18 protein-coding genes and 1 pseudogene are annotated in these 20513 nt (G+C 71.2%); 6 read left to right on the forward strand and 13 right to left on the reverse strand.

All coding sequences use genetic code 11. The annotated features are described in order from the left end of the window. The 7 genes and pseudogenes from ACFW01_RS05660 to ACFW01_RS05690 form a co-directional block, all read right to left on the reverse strand. Positions 1-535: glycerophosphodiester phosphodiesterase family protein (locus ACFW01_RS05660; RefSeq protein WP_384502460.1), on the reverse strand; the 535-nt coding region annotated here is incomplete at its 3' end. A 58-nt stretch (positions 536-593) separates the two neighbouring features. Next, entirely contained in the window at positions 594-2819 is a 2226-nt protein-coding gene (locus ACFW01_RS05665) for an alpha-N-acetylglucosaminidase (RefSeq protein WP_234958675.1), read from the reverse strand. A 79-nt stretch (positions 2820-2898) separates the two neighbouring features. Further along, on the reverse strand, positions 2899-3243 hold the full coding sequence (locus ACFW01_RS05670; RefSeq protein WP_234958677.1) for an STAS domain-containing protein: 345 nt from the start codon (positions 3241-3243) through the stop codon (positions 2899-2901). Positions 3244-3528: 285 nt separating this feature from the next. Beyond that, positions 3529-4035 carry a DoxX family protein gene (locus ACFW01_RS05675; protein WP_384502461.1) on the reverse strand — a complete coding sequence of 169 codons (507 nt, stop codon included), beginning with the start codon at positions 4033-4035 and terminating at the stop codon, positions 3529-3531. Between the two features lie 146 nt (positions 4036-4181). Further along, positions 4182-5033: pseudogene (locus ACFW01_RS05680) on the reverse strand (family 16 glycosylhydrolase); the annotation flags it as partial. Between the two features lie 104 nt (positions 5034-5137). Then, on the reverse strand, positions 5138-6331 hold the full coding sequence (locus ACFW01_RS05685) for a glycoside hydrolase family 64 protein (RefSeq protein WP_384502462.1): 1194 nt from the start codon (positions 6329-6331) through the stop codon (positions 5138-5140). A gap of 140 nt (positions 6332-6471) precedes the next feature. Beyond that, complete coding sequence (locus ACFW01_RS05690; RefSeq protein WP_234958681.1) at positions 6472-6879, reverse strand: hypothetical protein; 408 nt, start codon at positions 6877-6879, stop codon at positions 6472-6474. A 262-nt stretch (positions 6880-7141) separates the two neighbouring features. On the opposite strand from ACFW01_RS05690, the gene ACFW01_RS05695 reads away from it, so the two are divergent. The 3 genes from ACFW01_RS05695 to ACFW01_RS05705 all read left to right on the forward strand — a co-directional run bounded on the left by ACFW01_RS05695 (position 7142) and on the right by ACFW01_RS05705 (position 9152). Beyond that, positions 7142-8017, forward strand: a complete 876-nt coding sequence (locus tag ACFW01_RS05695; protein ID WP_125491164.1) for a helix-turn-helix transcriptional regulator — start codon at positions 7142-7144, stop codon at positions 8015-8017. Continuing rightward, a complete protein-coding gene (locus ACFW01_RS05700) occupies positions 8018-8266 on the forward strand; it encodes a DUF397 domain-containing protein (RefSeq protein ID WP_234958683.1) in 249 nt (82 codons plus the stop codon). A 70-nt stretch (positions 8267-8336) separates the two neighbouring features. Then, the gene (locus tag ACFW01_RS05705) at positions 8337-9152 is read left to right on the forward strand and encodes an SAM-dependent methyltransferase (RefSeq protein WP_161325927.1); all 816 of its coding nucleotides are present in this window, start codon (positions 8337-8339) and stop codon (positions 9150-9152) included. A 40-nt stretch (positions 9153-9192) separates the two neighbouring features. On the opposite strand, the gene ACFW01_RS05710 is transcribed toward ACFW01_RS05705, so the two are convergent. From ACFW01_RS05710 to ACFW01_RS05725, 4 genes are all read right to left on the reverse strand, one after another. Beyond that, positions 9193-10803, reverse strand: coding sequence for a VWA domain-containing protein (locus ACFW01_RS05710; protein WP_384502463.1), 1611 nt, complete (start codon positions 10801-10803; stop codon positions 9193-9195). Between the two features lie 21 nt (positions 10804-10824). Further along, on the reverse strand, positions 10825-12063 hold the full coding sequence (locus tag ACFW01_RS05715; protein WP_384502464.1) for an AAA family ATPase: 1239 nt from the start codon (positions 12061-12063) through the stop codon (positions 10825-10827). Positions 12064-12156: 93 nt separating this feature from the next. Next, positions 12157-12759 (reverse strand): TetR/AcrR family transcriptional regulator, encoded by a 603-nt coding sequence (locus ACFW01_RS05720; RefSeq protein WP_234959103.1) that lies wholly within the window; start codon positions 12757-12759, stop codon positions 12157-12159. A gap of 77 nt (positions 12760-12836) precedes the next feature. Beyond that, a complete protein-coding gene (locus ACFW01_RS05725; protein ID WP_384502465.1) occupies positions 12837-13217 on the reverse strand; it encodes a MerR family transcriptional regulator in 381 nt (126 codons plus the stop codon). Between the two features lie 122 nt (positions 13218-13339). Here ACFW01_RS05725 and ACFW01_RS05730 point away from each other — a divergent pair, with 122 nt between their 5' ends. From ACFW01_RS05730 to ACFW01_RS05740, 3 genes are all read left to right on the forward strand, one after another. After that, positions 13340-14413, forward strand: coding sequence for an alkene reductase (locus ACFW01_RS05730; protein ID WP_384502466.1), 1074 nt, complete (start codon positions 13340-13342; stop codon positions 14411-14413). Positions 14414-14573: 160 nt separating this feature from the next. Next, positions 14574-15899 carry a phosphatase PAP2 family protein gene (locus ACFW01_RS05735; RefSeq protein ID WP_384502467.1) on the forward strand — a complete coding sequence of 442 codons (1326 nt, stop codon included), beginning with the start codon at positions 14574-14576 and terminating at the stop codon, positions 15897-15899. A gap of 170 nt (positions 15900-16069) precedes the next feature. Beyond that, positions 16070-17854 carry an FAD-binding dehydrogenase gene (locus ACFW01_RS05740; RefSeq protein ID WP_234958697.1) on the forward strand — a complete coding sequence of 595 codons (1785 nt, stop codon included), beginning with the start codon at positions 16070-16072 and terminating at the stop codon, positions 17852-17854. Positions 17855-17871: 17 nt separating this feature from the next. Here the strand turns inward: ACFW01_RS05740 and ACFW01_RS05745 are convergent, their stop codons facing one another. Both ACFW01_RS05745 and ACFW01_RS05750 read right to left on the reverse strand, forming a co-directional pair. Continuing rightward, the gene (locus ACFW01_RS05745) at positions 17872-18603 is read right to left on the reverse strand and encodes a hypothetical protein (RefSeq protein WP_384502468.1); all 732 of its coding nucleotides are present in this window, start codon (positions 18601-18603) and stop codon (positions 17872-17874) included. A gap of 230 nt (positions 18604-18833) precedes the next feature. Next, on the reverse strand, positions 18834-20354 hold the full coding sequence (locus ACFW01_RS05750; protein ID WP_384502469.1) for a catalase: 1521 nt from the start codon (positions 20352-20354) through the stop codon (positions 18834-18836). Between the last annotated feature and the right edge of the window lie 159 nt (positions 20355-20513).

Below are 20513 nucleotides of genomic sequence, written 5' to 3' on the forward strand. Positions count from 1 at the left end.
TGCGCAGGTGGTCGGCGAAGTCGGTGGCGATGTCGGTGTAGTGGCCGCAGGGGCTTATTTCGGCGAGGAGTCCGGTGCGGGTGCGGTCGATGTGGCGGATGACGTCGTCGACGGTGATGAGGGGTTCGCCGGTGTATTTCTTGTGGAACCAGGAGCCTGCGTCGAGGCGGCTCAGTTCCTTCCAGGTGAAGTCGGAGACGCGGTAGCGGGGGCGGTCGGGGTAGAGGTCTTCGATGTTGGTGGTGCGTTCCATGGTGCAGTCGTGGAAGTTGACGAGTCTGCCGTCCTTGGTCTGCTGGACGTCGATCTCGACGAAGTCGGCGCGTTGGGTGACGGCGAGGTCGATGGCGGCGGCGGTGTTCTCGGGTGCCATGCCGGAGGAGCCGCGGTGGGCGATGACGTTTGGGTCGCCGGGCGCGGCGTGCGCGGTGGTCGTCGTCAGGGCCAGAGCCAGACCGCTCAGCACGGCCACGACGACACCCGCACGTCTGGCCGAGCGTCTGCCGTCCGGTTCCGGGAGCACGGTGAAGCGCATGCGCGGTCCTTCCCTCGTAGCTCGGTGCGGGACTGTTCGTGACGAACGTGACGTACCGTCAGCGGCTTGCGGGGGCGGGCAGGGCGGCGAGGACCGCGGTGGCCGCGGCCACGGGGTCGCCGGAGGGGTGGACAGGGTAGCGGTGCCGCTGCTGGTTCCAGGTGTTCTCCAGCGCGAACCAGTCGATGGCGGCCGGAGGGCGGCCGGTGACCAGCGCCGTGTCGAGGGAGTCGAGGTACGTCGTCCACCGCATCGCGTAGAAGTCGCGGACGAGCCCCGACCACTCCCGGTTGGCGTAGTCGCGCAGCCCGCCGGTGTCGCTGCCGGAGCGGTGCCCCCAGGTGGTGAGGATCGAACGGGCGTCGAACTCGGCGGCGGCCCGCTCGGCCGGCGTGCGTCCCCAGGACTTGGCGTCCTCCAGCCACGGCCCGAGGAGGAACCGGGTGTCGGTCGCCAGCAGCCGGTCGAGGAGGGCAAGGTCGCTCTTCCACTCCGCGGCCCGGGCACGGAAGCCGGACAGGTCCTTGGCGTCGTAGGCCGTCTTGATCTCCGGGAGCAGGGACCGGCTGCGGTTGGCCAGCGCCTGACGGGCGACGTCCACCAGGTCGAAGCGGTAGGCGTCGGTCGCCCGCAGCGCCGGCGCGACCTTCAGCAACTCGGCCAGCGCCTCCCGCACGGTGGCCGGGTCGTAGCGCATCGCGCCGGGGCTCCAGCTGGCCGCCCTGGTCGCGTCGAGCCGGGGACGGGCGGTGAAGAGGCTGTCCTGCGACTCGCTCCAGGTGCCCGAGGGCGTGCTGTACGGGCCCGTGCGCAGCAGCTCCCAGGCGCGGGCCGCGTGCGGGTCGGAGCCGCCGTAGCGGCGTGACGCGTAGGCGGCGAACCAGCTCCGCTGGTCCACCGGGCCGGTCCGCCAGGCCAGTTCGGTGAACAGCTCGTAGGCGACCGGGTTGCCGCCGGTGCCCTCGGGCAGGTAGGCGATGCCCGAGAGGGTGCTGCCGGGCTTGGTGCGCCACTCATCGAAACGCTCCGCCCAGACGCCAGTGTTGGCGCCGATGGTGGTGTGGCCGCCGAAGTTGGGGATGGTGCCGAACGCGTAGGGCGCGCCGTGCCAGGTGGTCTCCCGGTCGAGCCCGTCGTAGCGGTCGGACAGCCCGTCGACGATGAGCAGCCTGCTCTTGTCGACGGCGTCGATGATCTCCGGCGAAGGGTTCTTCTGCCAGCCGATCAGGGTCCACACGGCACCGGGACGGGCGGTCTGCAGAGCGTTCATCACCGCTCGGGCGGCGTCCCCGACCGGCACGTTCCCCGGCCGGCCGCCCTCGTGCAGCAGGTCCATCTTGAACATCGACGAGTCGCCGAACAGCTCCCGCTGGTGGCGGTAGAAGGAGGCGGCGACCCGGCGGAAGACCTCGCTGCGCGGATCCAGCCAGTCGGGCCGCTGGAAGCCGACCCACTCGCCCTGCGGGACGACCGGCCCGGTGGGGTTCCGTTCCGTGAACCCCGGGGGCACCGTGCCGAAGTAGCCGGGCAGCACCGGGGTCATGCCGAGCCGGCGCAGCCGGTCCGCGATCCGGCGTCCGAGGTCGGCGCGGTCCTGGAGGAGCCGCTCGGAGACCGGACCGGCGAAGCCGGACATGTTCTGCATCAGCCACCACGGCTGGTGCGCCGGACCGGGGATCCAGGACCTCAGCTCCTTCCCGGAGTACCCGAACTCCTGGAACGTCTCGTGGTAGACGGCGTCGGCGCCCATCTGCACGAAGACCTCGTTCACGCCGTGCAGGGCGAGCAGGTCGATCTGCCGTTCGTACGAGGCCCAGTCGCGGTAGGCGCCGGAGTAGCCGTCGTCGGTGTCGTTGAGCGCGAAGCGGTGCGGCACCGACGCCTGCCGGTGGACGGTCCCGGCGGGCGCCGGGAGCGTGCGCGGCAGCTTCGCCGTACTCCGCCCGGGCCACCCGAGGTCCACCTTCGCCGTGTGCTTGAGGTACCAGTTGACGCCGCTGAGGATCACCGCCGGGCTGGTGCCGCTGACCCGCACACGGCCCGCTCTGCCGGAGACGCTGAAGTAGTCGCCCGACGCGGGACGGGCGGCCGGGACCAGGCTGAACTGCGAGACATGGCGGGGGAGCAGGCGGGCGAGGGCCGCCCTGGCGGGGTGCGTGGCGAAGGCGGGCCCGCCGGCCGGTGGGGAGGAGACCGCGGAGGAGGTGCCGGGGGTGAGAGCCGTGGTGAGAAGGAGGAGGGCGGTGGCCGCGTGGACGGCAGCCCAGGGTCTGAGGCCTCTCACAGGTCACCTCTGTGGGGGTTGTCGAGGGGGTGCTGGTGAATATGGGGCCGGGGAAGCCCACCGTCAAGAAGACATCCGGTCATGACGTACGTCTCGCCTGGTACACGGAGTCGTAGATGGGGAAGACGTGGCGCAGCCCGGTCAGCGCGAAGAGCTGCTTGGTGTGGGCGTCGGTGATGACGAGTTTCAATTCGCCGCGGACCGCCTGGACCCGTTTGAGGGCGCCGACCAGGACGCCCAGGCCCATGGAGTCGATGAACGTCACCCCGCGCAGGTCGATGACGAACCGGCGGAGTCCGTCCGCGAGCCGCTCGATCATGTGCTGCTTGATCGTGGGCACGGTGTACACGTCGACCTCACCGCGGATCTCCACGACGGTCCAGCCGCCGGCATCGCTGTAGTTGATCTCGATCGGAGGTTCCATACGCACCCAACGGCGATGCCATGGGCAGAGGTTGCGCCGCACATTCGTTCTGCATATGCATGAACGGTTGGCCAAAGGATCACCTGAGGTGCAGGTGAGGGCCACGGCGCGGTGTGCGGGAAGGGGCTCCGGTCACCCTCGGTACGTACGTTCGAAATGCGACGTGATCGCTATGGCCCCGACCCCGCCGTGCGCGTTCCGCCATTCGGGGTCATCCTGGTAGCCGGGCCACGAAGCCCACAGACCGACCTACCGGGAGGTCCTGTGATTCTGCTCGCGCTTCTCCTACCGGTCGTGATGATGGCCTTCCTCTTCGCCGCCGACGCGCTCGAGGACCTGATCTTCCCGCCCCCGGCGGCCCCGGAGGACGACGCCTCGGGCGCCGCCGGGGCCACGACCACCTCGCCCTGACAGGGACAGGGCACCCGGCCCGAAGAAGACCAGCAGCAGGAAGCCCCAGCAGAACAGCGCCGGGGACAGCCCGCCGTTCTGGAGCGGGAAGAGCCCGTCCGGCTGGTGCTCGGTGAAGTAGGCGAACGCCATGATCCCCGAGCCGGTGAACGCCGCGCCGCGCGTGGCCGCGCCGACGAGGACGAGGGCGCCGGTCACCAGCTCGATCACCCCGGCGTACCAGAACGGCCAGTCGCCCACGGGACTGGCCGGCCGGTCCAGCAGGCCGAAGACCGTCGCGGCGCCCTCACTGGTGAACAGCAGGCCCAGGACGATGCGGAACAGGCCGAGCACCAGGGGCTGCTGCCTGGTCAGCCGGTCGTTCAGACGTGCGGTGCTCATCGGTGGGCGCTCCCTCGGGTCGTGCGGCGTGCGGCCGCGTACGATGCGGCCGCGGGGAGTACGGGACTCCTCCCGTACTCCCTACGTGCGCGCGCGGCGATCGGCTCAACGCCGGCCCCGAAAGGTGGAACCGTCGGGCGTCAGCCGTCGCTCGTGGTCACCTTCACCTCGTCGACGACCAGCTGCTGCGGGAAGGTGGTCGAGCCGTCGGGGTCGCCCGGCCAGTAGCCGCCGACCGCCAGGTTCAGGATGAGGAAGAACGGCTTGTCGAAGACCCACTGGTTGCCGTTCAGATCGGCCGGCGTACGCGTCTGGTACACGTTGCCGTCGACCGACCAGGTGATCTTCTCCGGAGCCCAGTCCACCGCGAAGGTGTGGAAGTCGTCCGCGAAGGCCTCGCCGTTCGGCAGGGTGTAACCCGCGCCGATGCCGCCCGAGCCGGAGTAGCCGGGGCCGTGGATGGTGCCGTGGACGGTCGAGGGCTCGAAGCCGACGTTCTCCATGATGTCGATCTCGCCCGAGTTCGGCCAGCCGACCTCGCCGATGTCCTGGCCCAGCATCCAGAACGCGGGCCAGATGCCCTGCCCGCGCGGGATCTTCATCCGGGCCTCGACGTGCCCGTAGGTGGCGGTGAACTTGCCCGAGGTGTTCAGGCGCGCGGAAGTGTACTCGCACGATCCGTACCAGCACTGGTAGTTGGCCGGGTTCTCGCGGCGGGCCTCGATCACCAGGTTCCCCTGGCCGTCGAGGGTCGCGTTGTCGGTGCCGGGCGTGTAGTACTGCCGCTCGTGGTTGTTGACGTTGTCGCCGGTCTCCAGCTGCCACTTGGCGGAGTCGACGCCGGACCCGGCGGGTCCGTCGAAGGTGTCGGAGAACGTCACGGCCGCGGCGGTCTCCGCCGGGCGGTCCGCGTGCGCGGGCGCGACCGCGGCGGCGGCCACCAGGCCGACCGACAGGGTGGTGAGCAGGCAACTGCGGATCAAGCGTGGGGAGTTCATGTCTCTCCCTTTCGTGGGCCCGCTCCCACGACGCGGGAGCGGGCACTCGGGTGGGGGGAAGGTGGTGCGGGGTCGACTGTCCGGGCGCGGGTGGGGCCGGCCGGTCAGTCGAAGGACTCCAAGGTGATCGACGCGTCCTTGGGGTCGCCGTCGTGCACCAGCGACTCATGGGCCCCGACGTCGTCGAACGCGAAGGCGTACGCCTTCCCGTCCTGCATCTGGGCGTGGATCAGGCGGGCGTAGTGGTTGGTGACGCCGTCCTGGTAGAAGCCCGAGGCGTCGGCGTCCGGCTGCTCGGAGTTGGTGAGCAGCGTCGACCGGTTGTACGCGGCGCACAGGGTCCGCGAGATGGGCCCGCGCACCTGGTCGTTGGGTGCGTCGAGCTTGTTGTAGCAGCCGAAGACGGAGTCGGAGTCCGGCTTCTCGAAGGAGGTCACCACGGTGCCGGAGCCGTCGGTGAAGTCCATCCGGTCCCCGTTGACCTTGCCGGAGAACTTCGTGTCCGGCTGGTCCTTGAACGGCGTGACCGTCAGCGTGTCGGTGGCGTACTTGCTCCAGACGCGGTCGATGTAGTCGTCCATCACTCCGGCGGGCAGGTCGCCGGAGCCGATGCCGTGACCGGGGGCGAGCACGCGCAGCGGCGTTCCGTCGGCGCGGCTTTGGACCAGGCCCTCCCAGCCGCCGCCCTGCTGGGCGAGTCCGTCGGCCACGGCCTTGTAGCCCCCGGGCTTCAGCGTCCCGGTGTGCTTGGCCGACCCGTCGCCGGCGGTGAGGCCGACGGAGTAGGGGGCCGAGAACATGTCGACCTGGGTGGAGTTGATCCACAGCCCGGAGTCGTTGAGCGTGTACTCCGTCCAGTTGAACAGGGTGTCGTGGTTGGGGTCGGCCGCGTTCTGCACGGCGGGCTGCACGAGCCCGCCGTCGGCCAGGCGGAAGTCCAGCTTCTTGCCGTAGGAGAAGTAGACGCGGCCGGAGAACTTCGGGAGCTGAACGGTCTTTGACCCGCCGTTTGCGGGGCCGGCGAACGAGGCGTCGGGGGCCGGGACCGGCGGGGCCCCGCCGGCCGGCCAGGCGTGGAAGGCGCCGCTCTCGTCGGCGTATCCCTGCTTGCCGGAGGCCAGTTCGGTGCCGATCACGTACACGTAGACCTGTTCGCCGCTGCCCGAGTCGTTGTTCAGGGTCAGCGGGATCGTGTCCGGCACGGCCGAGGCCGGTTCGGCCGGCCCTGTGACGACGGCGACGGCGCCGAGGGACGCCGCGACGGCCAGGGACGCCGTCAGCTTGCGTGGGGAAAGCACACGGTCCTCCTTGGTGTGGGGGGACTTGCAACGTTGTAGCGCTTCCCTGTACATGTCAATAAGATGAACGAAATGAATCGGAAGAAGGCGCTCCAGCTTCGGAAGATGAACCGGAACCCGGCCCGGCGGCCCGCACTCCTTCAGGGGGTCGGGGACCAGCGCGGCGTCACGCCGGTGAGCCGGCAGACGAGAAAGTACAGCGGTATGGGCGCGGTGTACGGCGAGTCGCCGTCGGGCCCGTGGACCATGCGCGGACCCGACGGCGGGGTCTGTGCCCGCGCGCGGGTCCAGGAAGGGTCGCCGCTCACGTAGAGGGTGCCGTGCGGCCACGCGACCCCGATGTCGGAGCCCGACGGCACGATCCACCACCAGCGTCCCTGGTCGGCGAAGACGCAGCCCGCGCGGGGCAGACGGGCCAGGATGCGCTCGCCGTGGTCCGGTGAGGTGCCGACCGCGTCGTGCCCGAGACCGGTGCGCAGCCCGGCGGGCAGGGGCAGCGGGGCGAGGGCCGTGGACGGACGTGGATCACGGGTGTGCTGCAGGTCCATGGGGGGTGTCCTTTGGCCGGGCGGGGAGCGCGGTCTGCCGACGCGCACAACCGGCGGATCACCAGGAGAACGTTGTCATGCGAGACCGACCCGGACGTGAAGAAAAGGGGCGGTGGAACCACTGTGTCATCCGTCAGCAACCGTACGCAACCGGCAAGTTGAAAATTGCAGTTGAGTGGATGCATGCTCCTCGGACGGGGACGCCCGCCGTGGCAGACTGCGCACCCGGGGCCGGGCGCGCAGCCGCGATGAAGGAGATGGTGTGACCTCGGAGACCGATTGGGGCGGTGCCCCCTCCGTGCTGCGCATGATCCTCGGCAGACAGCTGGAGGAGTTGCGGACCCGGGCCGGTCTGTCCTTCGAACAGGCCGCCGAGTCGATCGGGGTGAGCCACTCCACGATCCGGCGCATGGAGGCGGCGAAGGTGGCCCGCCTGCGGCTGCCGGACGTGGAGAAGCTGCTCCAGTACTACGGCGTCCGCGACCAGCAGGAGATCGACACCTTCCTGAAGTCGGCCCGCGAGGCGAACAAACGTGGCTGGTGGCACACCTACCGCGACGTCATGCCGGACTGGTTCGCCGCCTACCTCAGCCTGGAGCAGGCGGCCCTGCACATCCGCGCCTACGAACCCGAGTTCGTGCACGGACTGCTCCAGACCCCGGCATACGCGCGGGCCCTGCTGAGCGCCGGCAATCCGCACGCCTCCTCCGTCGCCACCGAGCGCCGGGTCGCCCTGCGCATGCGGCGCCAGGAGATCCTCACCCGCCCCGAACCGCCCCGGCTGTGGGTCGTCATGGACGAAACGGTCCTGCGCTGGCCCGTCGGCGGCGCCGAGGTGATGCGGGAGCAGGTGGACCACCTGATCGAGGTGGGCCGGCTGCCCAACGTCACGCTCCAGATCATGCCGTTCGCCCAGGGCCCGCACCCCGCGATGCGGGCCGGCGCGTTCCACGTCTTCCGCTTCCGGGCTCCCGAACTCCCCGACATCGTCTACCTCAGCGGTCTCGTGGGCGCCGTCTACCTGGACAAGGGCGACGACGTGGTGGTCTACCGCGAGGCGCTGGACCGCCTGGGCGCCCAGGCCGTACCGGCCCGATCCACCGAGGAACTCCTCGGCGCGCTACGCAAGGAGCTCTGAATGGACCAGCACCCGCAGCACTCCGCCGGCTCCGGGACACCGTCCCCGCAACCGGGCCCCCACGAGTGGGTCAAGCCGTGGAGCGACGACGCGGGCGGCGCCTGCGTCGAGGTGCGCAGGCTGGGCGACGGGCGCATCGCGTTGCGCCAGTCCTCGGACCCGGACGGCCCCGCGCTGGTCTTCACGCCCCACGAGATGACGCGTTTCCTGGACGGTGTGAAGGCGGGACAGGCCGACTTCCTCTACTGAACGCGCCGGTTGCCGTAGGTTCCACCGAGAGATCACTGGTACCGCACGACTTGACGGAGAGGGGCGGACGTTGTCCGACAGCGGATGGCCGGCCGACCGGATCGACACCGAGCACGCGCACTCGGCCCGGATCTACGACTACATCCTGGGAGGCAAGGACTACTACCCGGCGGACCGGGAGGCGGGCGACGCGATGGCCGCGGAGTGGCCCGCGCTGCCCGTGCACATGCGCGCGAACCGGGACTGGATGAACCGCGCGGTGCGCTGGCTGGCGGAGGAGGCGGGCATACGCCAGTTCCTCGACATCGGCACCGGCATCCCGACCTCACCCAACCTGCACGAGATCGCGCAGTCGGTGGCGCCCGAGTCGCGCGTCGTCTACGTGGACAACGACCCGATCGTCCTCACCCTGTCCCAGGGGCTGCTGTCCAGCACGCCCGAGGGCCGGACGACCTACATCGAGGCGGACTTCCAGCATCCGGAGGACGTCCTCGACTCCGCCGAGTTCCGCAAGACGCTCGACCTGGGCAGGCCGGTCGCGCTGACCGTGATCGCGATCGTGCACTTCGTCCTCGACGAGGACGACGCGGTCGGTATCGTCCGCCGCCTCCTGGAGCCCCTGCCGTCGGGCAGCTACCTCGCGATGACCATCGGCACCGCCGAGTTCGCCCCGGACGAGGTCGGCCGGGTCGCACGGGAGTACGCGGCCCGCGACATGCCGATGCGGCTGCGCACCCTCGACGAGGCGCACGAGTTCTTCGACGGTCTGGACCTGGTCGAACCCGGCATCGTCCAGGTGCACAAGTGGCACCCGGACGGCGCGGGGGAGCAGGGCATCCGCGACGAGGACATCGCGATGTACGGCGCGGTGGCCCGCAAGCCGTAACGGGCGTGCGGGAGCGGTCGGGACCGGAGGTCCTGGGGCGTCAGATCACGCGGAAGAGGTCGGCGGCGGCGTGCACGTCGGTGAAGTCCTCGACCGAGCGGAGGTTGTCGCACAGGGCCTCCAGGACCGACCCGGCCGCGGCGACCCGCGGGGTGCCGATGGCGACACCGAAGACCCGGAAGCCCAGCAGGCGCTTGGCCTCGTTCCAGTCGCGCATCCACTCCTCGGTGACGCCGCAGTCGTCGTCGGTGAGCATCACGATGTCCCCGCGCCTGCGGGCGGCGTCGTCGAACTCCTCCCGCAGCAGCTCGACCGCCGCCGACAGGGGCCGCTGGTAGCTGGTGCCGCCGCCGAGGAAGGTCTCCGCGAAGTCGAGGGTCCGGCCGAGGCCGGCGGGCCCGTCGGCGGGGAAGTGGAAGACCTGGAGTCTGTCGGCGGCGGAGAAGAGGATGCCCACGAAGTCGCGCCCCGCCCGGCGGGCCTGGTCCAGCAGGGCCAGGGCGCACGCCTTCGCCCACGCCTCCCGGGTGATGCCGCCGGGCCCGGCCTCGTACATGGAGTGCGAGGTGTCCACGCACGCGATGACCGCGCCCCGGCCGGTGGCCTGTTCGCCCTGGCTGTCGTAGAGCATCAGCTCCCCGGCGGCGTAGCGTGCGGCGAACACCGCACGCAGTTCCGCCAGGCCGAGATGGGCCAGTTCGGAGGGGATGACTCGGGAGAGGTCGTCGCCGAGGGTGACACCGATCAGCTCGCCGGTCGCGTTCTCCACCTTGCGGGCGCGCTCGCCTTCGGCCATCTGCCGGAAACGGCCGATCAGCTCGGCCCACCGTGCGAGCCGACTGGTGCGCAGCCGCTCGGCGAGCCGGGCGCGCCGCTCGAAGGGCATCCGCTCCAGCTCACCGGAACCGACGCCCCAGGCCCGCATCAGCGCGGCCTCCTCCCGGGCGGCTGCCGCGGCCTTCGCCACCCCGCCGCGCGCGGTGGCCGGCATCCCGGGCAGCGGCGCCGCGAGCGCCTCACCAGCCTCTTGTGCGGTCTGCCGGGCGTGGGACCGAGCGTTGTCCAGCGCCCGTTGTACGGCGTCGGCGGCCGGACCGGGCACGGTGCCGTCCTCGTCGGCCGCGTCGGCGGCCTGCCGGAGCGCCTCGGCGACGGCGGTGGCCGCGTCCTCGGCGTCCCCGCGGGCCCGGCCCGCCCGCTCCGCGCGGTCCTGCGCGTCCCCGGAGTCGTCCAGCATCCGGCGCAGCGCACCGGCTTGGGCGAGTACGGCCATGGCGGCGGCGTACGGGTCGCCGGCCGTCTCGCGGTGCAGTTCGGCGAAGTGCGGCGACTCCAGCAGGGCTCCGACGACACGGTGGTTGACCAGCCGGGTGGGGTCCATCTCGCCGGGTTCGCGCAGGCGGGGGCCGGCTCGGTAGGCGGCCAGGAACGCGTCGGTCAGCAGGTCGCCGGCGTGCGCGTGGCGCTCGCCCAGTTCGGCGGCCAGGTCGCGCAGAGCGGGCGACTGCTCGTAGGTGTCGTGCCAGGCGATCCGGTCGAAACGGTCGGCGATCACGGCCGTGGTGTGGCGTGCGGGAGGGGTGGCCGACCCGGCCAGCCATGGCGCGGCCCGGGCCGCCAGACCCTCCAGCCGGGCCGGGATCTCGTCCATGCTCCTGATCGCCCCTCGTGCTCAGAGCCGGGACCGCACCGTGCTGGCGTCCACGCCGAGGGCCTCGGTGAGCACCCGGGCGCGGACGGCGCGCTGGCGGCCGGTGACCCGGTCGATGGCGGCGGTGGAGCGGCCGGCCACCACCGCCTCCTCCCGCAGTTTCTCCAGCCGGGTCCCGGCGGTGGCGAGCTGGTTGTGGGCCTTCTTGATGACCCACTCGCTCAGCGCCTCGCGGGACTGCCCGGCCATGGCGTCGAGCTGGGTCTCCAGTTCGTCGATGGTGTCGGCGAGGTGCAGGGCCTCGCGGGCGTCGGGGTTCACCAGGTGCAGCACCTCGCGTTCGACCGTCGGGCGTTCGGCGGGGGAGCGCCACAGCACATGGGTCAGCACCGACAGGTCACTCTCGCCGACGGCGGCGCGGCCGTCGAGGTAGGCGGAGGCCTGGAGCAGGCCCACCGCCTGCCGCCAGCGCCGGTCGGAGGCGACCAGTTCCTTGCGGCGCAGGGCCGCGCGCAGCGTGCACACCGCGTCCACTATCGCGTCGGGGACGTCGACGGCCGGGACGGCTTCGGTCACGGCGTGCTGCAGCGCGGCCAGCTCCACCGTGGTCCGCGGCGGCGGGGCCGGGCGGCCGACGGCGGAGCGGACCAGCGCGGCGAAGTTCGAGGGGTCCTCCAGGTACGAGACCTCGATCCGCACCAGGAGCCGGTCGTAGATGGCGGCCGAGTCCTCTCCGGTGGGCAGCTCGTTGCTCGCCGTGATGGCCCCGATGAGCGGGCAGTGGACGGGTTCTCCGCCGCTCTCGGGGTGGTAGATCCGTTCGTTGAGGTAGCCCAGCGTCTCGTTCAGCGCCGCCGTCGAGCACTTGAAGATCTCGTCGATGAACGCGACGTGCGCGGTCGTGGCGCGACCCTCGTAGACTTGGCGGTACTCGCCCCGGGACAGCGCGGCGACGTCGATCGGGCCGAACATCCGTGTCGGCGCCGTGAACTTCGACAGCAGGATCTCCCAGTACGACGCCCCCTCGATCCTGCCCGTGAGTTCCCGGGCCAGTTCGGACTTCGCCGTCCCGGGCGGGCCCAGTATCAGGGAGTGCCGGCCCGCCAGCAGTGTCACCAGCAACGTCCGCACCACGTCGGCCCGTTCGTAGAAGCGGTCCGACAACTCGTCGCCGATCGCGCGGAGTCGCCGGGCGGTGTCCAGGGCGGTGTCCTGCGCGCCGGGCGCGGCGGGACGGTCCCGCGCGTCCTGTGGGCCCATCGCCGACTCCTTGCCTGTCACGTCCGGGGGCTGGCAGGTCGGAGCCTATCCCGCGCCCGCGTCGAGTGATCCGGACGCCTCGGCTGGACGGCTTCAGGCCGACGGGCGCTGCGGGCGCCCGCCTTCACCGCCGGTCGGCCAGGTGCGCAGCAGGGCGTCCAGCGCGTTGAGGATCTCCGTCCAGCTCTCCTGCGCGTCGGGTGCGCTGTGGCTGAAGCCCCCGGCCGCCTCCAGGCCGACGTATCCGCTGAAGACGCTGCCCAGCAGGCGTACGGCGTGGGTCTGCTGGGGTTCGGCCAGGTCGTACCCGCGCAGGATGGCCCGCGACATCTGGGCGTGCCGCGCGCCGGCGCCGGCCGCCGCCGCCTCGGGGGCGAGGCGGAACTGCGCGGCGGCGAAACGGCCCGGGTGGCGGCGCGCGTAGTCGCGGTAGGCGTTGGCGAAAGCGGTCAGCGCGTCCTTGCCCGCGCGGCCGGCCACCGCCTCGGAGACCAGGTCGGCCAGCTCTTCGAGAGCGAACAGCGCGATGCCGGTCTTGAGTTCGTGCGCGTTCTTCACGTGCGAGTAGAGGCTCGCCGTGCGTACCCCGAACCGCCGGGCCAGCTCCGTGGGCGTGGTGTGCTCGAACCCGATCTCGTCGGCCAGCTCGGCCCCCGCCCTGAACAGGGTCTTTGTCGTCAGTCCCGCCCGCGCCACACTCGTCCTCCACGTCACCTGCCGAGCAACCGTAGAAAATTATGTGTGTGCCTAACATGATTAGGCAACCCGGGCGGTCAGTGGTGCGTCGTCGCTGCCCAGTGGGTCTCCCGGTACTCCCGCGCCGCGGCCATCAGCGCGTTGAGTGCGTCCCGGGTGTTCATGAGGTCCGCGATGTGCGCGGACAGCCGGTCGCGCTCCTGCGCCATGCGCTCCAGGGCGGCGTCGGAGTTGTCCGCGCTGGGTGCGTCGACGCACGGCAGCAGTTCGGCGATGGTGCGGCTGGACAGCCCCGCCGCGTAGAGCCGCTGGAGGAACCTGACCCGTTCGACCTCGTGGTCCGTGTAGTGGCGCTGGCCGCTCGGGCTGCGGGTGCTGGCCAGCAGCCCCTGGTCCTCGTAGTAGCGGACTGACCGCACGCTGACCCCGGCCCGTGACGCCAGCTCCCCGATGCGCATGCCGTGCTCCCTGCTGCTCGCTGTGATCCGGGACACAGACCCTTGCCTCTGACGTCGGTGTCAGGTTTTAGCGTAGCCGCCGAGCCCGACATCCGGGCCCCGCGCGACCAAGGAGTTCCGACGTGACGTCCCTCTTCGACAGCTACCCGCTCGGTGAACTGACCCTGCCCAACCGGATGGTGATGGCCCCGATGACGCGGGTCCGCGCCGCGGCGGGCGGGCTGGCCACGCCGTCGATGGCGACGTACTACGCCCAGCGCGCCTCGGCCGGACTGATCGTCTCCGAAGGCGTGCAGCCCAGCCTCGTCGGACAGTCCAATCCGGGTACGCCCGGGCTGTACACCGACGAGCAGGTGGCCGCCTGGCGCCCGGTGACCGGCGCCCTGCACGCCAACGGCGGACGGATCTTCGCCCAGATCATGCACGGGGGACGCGTCTCGCACCCGGACACCACGGGCATGCGGCCCGTCGGCCCCTCGGCCGTCCCCGCCGTCGGACAGGTGTTCACCCCGACCGGTCCCCAGGCGGCGCCGACACCGCGCGCCCTGGAGGCCGCCGAGGTGCCCGAACACGCGCTCTCCTACGCCGCTGCCGCCCGCCGCGCGGTCGACGCCGGCTTCGACGGGGTCGAACTGCACGGCGCCAACGGCTACCTCATCTCGCAGTTCCTCTCCTCCAACGCGAACCTCCGCACCGACCGCTACGGAGGCTCGGTGGCCAACCGGGTCCGCTTCGCCGTCGAGGCGGCGTCCGCGACCGCCGAGGCCGTGGGCGCCCACCGGACCGGCATCCGCCTCTCCCCGGCCGGGACCTTCTGGGGCGTCGAGGAGACCGATGTCCCCGAGTTGTACGCCGAGCTGCTGGCCGAACTGGCGCGCCTCGATCTCGCCTACGTCCACGTCGAGGCCACCGCCGAGGAGGAGGTGCTGGTCGGTCTGCGCCGCGCCTGGCCGGGCACGCTCATCATGAACCCGGTGCTGCCGATGGGGCCGAAGCAGGCCGGGCGGGACGAGGCCGACCACTGGCTCGGGCTCGGCGCGGACCTCATCAGCTTCGGCCGCGGGTTCATCGCCAACCCCGACCTGGTCGAGCGGCTGCGCACCGGGCTCCCGGTCGCACCGGTGGACGAGGACACCTACTACCAGGGCGGCGACGCCGGCTATCTGACGTACTCGGCCTACCAGCACACAGCCTGACAACCGCTCGCACGCCGGTGTGTGACGTGAATCATGCACCGGTCTGCCGGACGCACAACGGGCGATCAGGTCCCGCACAGCCTGCCGTTAGCATGTTCGAACTCGTGACGATCGCCATGAGTGACCCGTTTGTCCGTCCCCTAGCAATCAGGCCAAATAATTGAAAACCATACCGACACGAATATCCGCGCGAACGACGCTCTGGGCCGCGGCGGGAGTGGCCACCCTGGGGTTCCTCGTCGCGCTGGAGTTCGCCGCGCGCCACTACGGCGAGCCGGGACCGATCACCCAGCAGGCCCGCGAGGTGGTCTTCGCCCCGGATTCCGGGCCGCTGCTCTACGCGGGGCTCGCGCTGGCGATGGTGGTGCTCACCTGGCGGCAGCGGTTCGTCGCGGCCGGTGTGGCGATCGGCGTCGACCTCGTGCTGTGGCCGGTGCGCTGGGCGGCCGGCGCGGACATGAACTTCGGCAACGGCGCCCTGTGGGTGGTCCTGGGCTGCGCGGTCGTCGCCGTCACGCGTCGCACCGGCCGGGAGCGGGCGCTGCTGCTGAAGGGTGTCGGGCTGGGGCTGCTGCTGGTGGCCGGGCACAAGACGGGGGACACCTGGCTGCTCATCACGTCGGAGACCCGCCCGGCGGTGCTCGACCCCTATCTGGCGACCGCCGACCACGCGCTGGGCGATCCTTCCTGGCTGGCCGGCCGGCTGGTGGAGGCCACCTCGCCGGTCGGCGACGGCATCCTGCACGTCGTCTACGGCCAGCTACCGCTGGCGGCGGCCCTGGTCGGCCTGTACCAGCTGCGCCACGTGGCGGTCGAGCGACGCTTCCCGAGCCACCATCTCGTCCGCACCTTCCTCGTCATCGGCCTGCTCGGGCCCGCCGTCTACATGATCTTCCCGGTCGTCGGGCCCGTGTACGCCTACGGAGCCGAGGGCGGACAGTGGGCGGTGGCCAACCTGTGGCCGGACACCCTGCCGTCGATCGGTGCCCCGCACGCGGTGCCGTTCGACGAGATCACCCCGCGCAACTGCATGCCCAGTCTGCACACGGCGTGGGCGACGACGCTCTTCGTCCACTCGCGCGGGGGATCGCGTCCGATGCGGTACGCCGGGACCTTCTGGCTGGTCGCCACCCTGACCGCGACGCTGGGCTTCGGCTACCACTACGGGGTGGACCTCATCGCCGGCGTGGTGTTCGCGCTCACGGTCGAGGCGGCGATGCGCGCGTTCGCCCGCGGCTGGGACCGGTCGGCCGTCCGGCTGGTCGCCCACGGAGCGACGGTGTTCGCGGTGCTGCTGGTCTCGTACCGCCTGCTCCCGCAGGAGATGGCCGCCTACCCGTGGGTTGCCGGACCGCTGCTCCTCCTCGCGATGGCCTCGGTGGTGTTCGGGTACCTGCGGACCACCAGGGCGTGGGAGCCGAAGTCCGAGCCGGTGCGGCAACCGGAGCCGGCCGGCCCGATCGAGCCGCAGCCCGAACTCGTCTGATTCCGTGTGGCCCGGCAGTGCCAACGGGCCTGCGGGGAGCGGCGGTTCACGAAAACGACGCAGCGCTCTGGTCGTCGGACACCCGCTGGGCTACCGTCGGTAACACCCTGTCGGCGCAGGAGTGACTCCTGTGTCCCTCCGCCCCTCCGTACACCGTCGGAAGGCAGCCCATGCAGAACACGCCGGCACCTGCCGGGATCACTCGCCGCAACGCCCTGACCGTGACCGGGGGAGTGCTCGCGGCGGCGACACTGGCCCAGGCGATGCCCGCCTTCGCGGCCGAGGAGCAGGCGGCGGACGCGATCGTGGTCGGACACGGTCTCGCGGGGCTGGTGGCCACGGCCGAACTCGCCGCGGCGGGCCGCAAGGTGCTGCTCCTCGACCAGGAACCCGAGGCGAGCCTGGGCGGCCAGGCGTTCTGGTCCTTCGGCGGTCTCTTCTTCGTGGACTCCGCGGAACAGCGCCTGATGGGCATCAAGGACTCCCGCGAACTGGCCTGGCAGGACTGGCTCGGCACGGCCGGCTTCGACCGGGGCGTCGGCGACCCGGCCGGCCAGGACCACTGGGCGTACAAGTGGGCCGAGGCGTACGTGGACTTCGCCGCCGGCGAGAAGCGGTCCTGGCTCGCCGGGCTCGGCGTGCAGTGGTTCCCGATCGTCGGCTGGGCCGAGCGCGGCGGCGGCCTCGCGGACGGACACGGCAACTCGGTGCCGCGCTTCCACGTCACCTGGGGGACCGGCCCCGCGGTCGTCGAGCCGTTCGAGAAGAAGGTGCGGGCGGCGCGCGCCGACGGCAGGGTCACCTTCAGGTTCCGGCACCGGGTCGACGGCCTCGTGACGACCGGCGGCGCCGTCACCGGCGTACGCGGCGCCGTCCTCGAACCGAGCACGGCACAGCGCGGCAAACCCAGCTCCCGCACGGTGGTCGGCGAGTTCGAGCTGCGCGCCCCGGTCGTTGTGGTGACCTCCGGCGGCATCGGCGCGAACCACGATCTCGTCCGGCGGAACTGGCCGTCCCGACTCGGCACCCCGCCCAAGTCCATGATCACCGGTGTGCCCGCGCACGTGGACGGTCGCATGCTCGCGATCACCGAGGAGGCGGGCGGCCGGATCGTGAACCCGGACCGCATGTGGCACTACACCGAGGGCCTCAGAAACTACGACCCGATCTGGCCCGGCCACGGCATCCGCATCCTGCCCGGACCTTCGTCCATGTGGTTCGACGCCACCGGCAAGCGCTTCGGCACGCCCGACATCCCCGGCTACGACACCCTGCACACCCTGAAGTCCATCACCGACACTGGCTACGACTACTCCTGGTTCGTCACCACACAGAAGATCATCGCCAAGGAGTTCGCGCTCTCCGGCTCCGAGCAGAACCCGGACCTCACGGAGAAGAACGTCTGGAAGCTCCTCTCCCGCATCTGGCAGACGCCGGAGCCCATCGAGAAGTTCAAGAAGAACGGCGTGGACTTCGTCGTCGCGACGACCCTGTCCGAGCTGGTCCGCGGCATGAACAAGCTGACCGGCGACCACCTGATCGCGCTGGACGGCCTCCAACGCCAGATCGAGGCCCGCGACCGCGAGATCGACAACCCGTACACCAAGGACGTCCAGGTCATGGGCGTCCGCAACGCACTGGCCTACCCCGGGGACACGCTCAGCCGGACCGCCTCGGTCCACCGGATCCTGGACTCCGGCGCGGGCCCGCTGATCGCGGTCCGTCTCAACATCCTCACCCGCAAGACCCTCGGCGGCCTCCAGACCGACCTCTCCGGCCGGGTCCTGAACGCCGCGGGCGACCCGGTGCCGGGTCTGTACGCCGCCGGAGAGGTGGCGGGCTTCGGGGGTGGCGGCGTGCACGGCTACCGGTCGCTGGAGGGCACCTTCCTCGGCGGCTGCCTGTTCTCCGGCCGCGAGGCCGGACGCGCCGCCGCCGCAGCGACGGCGACCTGAGGGACGGCGGCCCCTCGCTACGTTCGGCGCATCAGCCCGAGGTCCTCGCCCCACGCGTCCAGCACCGCCGCGTGGCCGGCCGCGCGCACCGCGGGCTCCACCCGGCCGAACAGTTCCCGCTGTACGTCCGCGTCACCGGTCTCCGCGACGCGCGCGAGCGCGGACAGCAGCGCTCGCGTGTCCCATCCCGGGAGCGGGAAGCGTTCCAGTTCCCACGCCAGGTACTTGTTGTAGGGACGCGGACGACGGTCGAGCGCGAACAGCAGCTCCAGCAGGAAGCCGACGCTGTCACCCGCGTCGAGTCGCGCCGCGAGGGGATGTCCGTCCCGGGCGTTCTTGACCGACCGGTAGAGGGAGTTCACGTAGGCGTCCAGCCACTCGGCCGCCGCCCGCGACGCCTCCGCGGCGTCGAGCCGCCCCTTCGCGGCCACCATCTCGGCGACACCCCCGTCGAGCCGGTCGAGCACGACCCGGGCCCGCGCGAGCGCGTATCGCTCGAAGCCGCCGAGCCGGCGGAACTCCGTGACCGTCACCACGACGAGATCCAGCCCGGCCGAGCGGAATCCGTCGAGACCCGCGAGCCCGGTGCCGGCCGAGTCGGCCAGCAGGACGTACAGATCGTGGTCGGAGTGGCGGGTGGCCATGCCCTCGTGGGCTTGGGATCCCTTGAGAACGAGTCCGGCCACATCGGGATCGGCGGTGGCACGGGCGACGAACGCCGCGTAGGTCATGGGAAGCCGTGCGGACATGGTCCGGTCTCCAGACAGGTCTGCGGGGGGGGCATGCGGAGCCGCCCTCGAAGTCCTGTCGGCCCGAGGGCGGTGAGTCCTTCGCGACGGCCGTGACCGTCGCCCCGCAGATCAACGCACGTCCGGCACGTTAGCGGCCGATCATCGCGTCCGGCAACGCGTTTGTCCGCGCCGAGGAGGCGCCCCGTGGTGTCACGGACCGCCTCCCGGGGCCGGGCCATCTCCTGTCGTCAGGCCTTTTCCTGCATGGACCGCCGGGCCGGGTTGCCCTGCTCGGCGGCCTTCGGGTCCTTCTCGTCCGCCTTGGCCCGGACACCCTTGGCGATGCGGTCGCCGATGGTCTTGTCGATGTTCGACCAGTACTCGAAGGCCCGCTGGAGGACGGGTTCGCTCACCCCGTTGAGGAGGTGACCGACCACGTTGTCGACCAGCCGGTCCCGGGCCGCGTCGTCCATGACCTCGCGGACCAGCGTGCCCGGCTGCCCCCAGTCGTCGTCCTCGGCGTGGTCGACGTAGGCGGCGCGGGTGATGGCCCCGTCCGCCTCCCAGCTGGGCGGGGTGCCGAACCGCTCGGTGTCGGCGGCGGGACCGCCCTTGGAGTTCGGCGCGTAGACGGGGTCGCTCGTCTTCCGATAGGCCATCGCCCCGTCCTTGGAGTACGTGTGGACGTCGACGACCGGGGCGTTCACGGGGAGTTGCTGGTAGTTCGCGCCGATCCGGTGGCGGTGGGCGTCGGCGTAGGAGAAGAGCCGGGCCAGCAGCATGCGGTCCGGGCTCGGGCCGATGCCGGGAACCAGGTTGTTGGGCTGGAAGGCGGCCTGCTCGATCTCGGCGTGGTTGTCGGTCGGGTTGCGGTCCAGCGTCATGCGGCCGACCGGGATGAGGGGGTAGTCGCCGTGCGGCCACACCTTCGTCAGGTCGAACGGGTTGAACCGGTAGCCCGCGGCGTCCTCGTACGGCATGACCTGCACGTACAGGGTCCAGCTCGGGAACTCGCCGTCACGGATGTGCTCGAACAGGTCCCGCGTGTGGTAGTCCGTGTCGGCCGCCGCCATCTGGTCGGCCTCGTGCTGCGTGAAGAATTCGATGCCCTGGTCCGTCTTGAAGGTGTACTTCACCCAGAACCGCTCGCCGGCCGCGTTGATCCACATGTACGTGTGGGAGGTGTAGCCGTTCATGTGGCGCCAGGTCCGGGGGATGCCGCGGTCGCCCATCAGCCAGGTGACCTGGTGGGCGGACTCCGGTGACAGGGTCCAGAAGTCCCACTGCATGTCGTGGTCGCGCAGGTTGTTGTCCGCCCGGCGCTTCTGCGACCGGATGAAGTGCTGGAACTTCATCGGGTCCTTGACGAAGAACACCGGCGTGTTGTTGCCGACCATGTCGTAGTTGCCCTGGCTGGTGTAGAACTTCACCGCGAAGCCGCGCGGGTCGCGCCAGGTGTCGGGGCTGCCGCGCTCACCCGCCACCGTGGAGAAGCGGATGACCAGGTCGGTCGTCGTTCCCGGCTGGAAGACGGCCGCCTTGGTGTAGGCGCTCACGTCGTGCGTCACCTCGAAGTGGCCGAAGGCGCCGCTGCCCTTGGCGTGCGGCTGGCGTTCGGGGATCCGCTCCCGGTTGAACTGCGCCATCTGCTCGATGAGGTAGGCGTCCTGGAGGAGTACCGGGCCTCCCGGGCCGACGGTGAGCGAGTGTTCGTCGCTTTCCACCGGTGCGCCGGAGTCCGTGGTGGTGGCAGGCGTGATGTCCGTCATGAGACTGCCTTTCGTCGTGGAGTGGGTGACGCCCAGGCGCCGCGTGGCACGATCGCGGGGGAGGGGTGCCCTGGAGCGGTCACGCCAATCCGGTCCGGATACGTCCGGACGAGGGCCTCGCGCGTCTCGCGGCGCCTCTCGCGCCGCTCGCGGAACGAC

The sequence above is a fragment of the Streptomyces sp. NPDC058985 genome (assembly GCF_042740985.1).
In the GTDB taxonomy this organism is placed as follows: Bacteria; Actinomycetota; Actinomycetes; order Streptomycetales; family Streptomycetaceae; genus Streptomyces.